Source organism: Polaromonas sp. P4_H1, from assembly GCF_056400945.1.
The window spans coordinates 1-667 of the sequence record NZ_JBFUKG010000070.1; the positions used below are offsets into that span (position 1 = coordinate 1).

At 64.9% G+C, this 667-nt stretch carries 1 protein-coding gene; it reads right to left on the reverse strand.

The genetic code is table 11. The features are described from left to right. Window positions 1–667, reverse strand: a 667-nt coding sequence (locus AC1DS5_RS25115) for a LysR substrate-binding domain-containing protein (protein ID WP_477720962.1), incomplete at both ends; no start/stop codon positions are given.

Consider the following 667-nt stretch of genomic DNA (forward strand, 5'->3'; position numbering starts at 1 on the left):
GTTTGATGGTCTCGTTGCTGTCCATCTCCATGCCGATCGTGGCGCGCAAGCCTGCGCTCTCGAACAATTGCTCCATCAACCCGCGCGTGCCCGAGCCGGGCTCACGCGTCAGGAAAGTCTCGCCTGCAAGATCGCTCATGGAGAGGCGCGCCTTGCCCGCGAGGGGATGGTCGCTCGGCGCGATGATCACATGCGGATGATCGCCGATCAGGTTCACATCCATGTCGATTCCGGCCGGCGGCCGGCCCATGATCGCGATATCGAGATCGTAGTTGCGCAGGCCTGCGATGGTCTCTTCGCGATTGCCGACCGTCAGCAAGATCTCGATCTTGGGATGGAGCTTCGCGAAGGCCGAGATGGCGAAGGGCACGAAGTATTTCGCGGTGCTGACGGCGCCGATGGAGATGCGCCCGCCGGTCTTGCCGGCCATCATGTCCAGCGATGTCGCGCAGGCCGCCATCGCCGCCTCGATCCGTTCCGACAGCGCCAGCACCTCACGGCCGGCATCGGTGAGGACCATTCCGTCGCCGGTGCGCTGGATCAGCGGCAGGCCGGCGAGGCCTTGCAGGTTGCGCAGTTGCAAGGTGACAGCCGGCTGTGTCAGGCGCAGCTTCAAAGCTGCCGCCGTAATACTGCCGCTGGCGGCAACCGCGGTCAGTGCACGCAG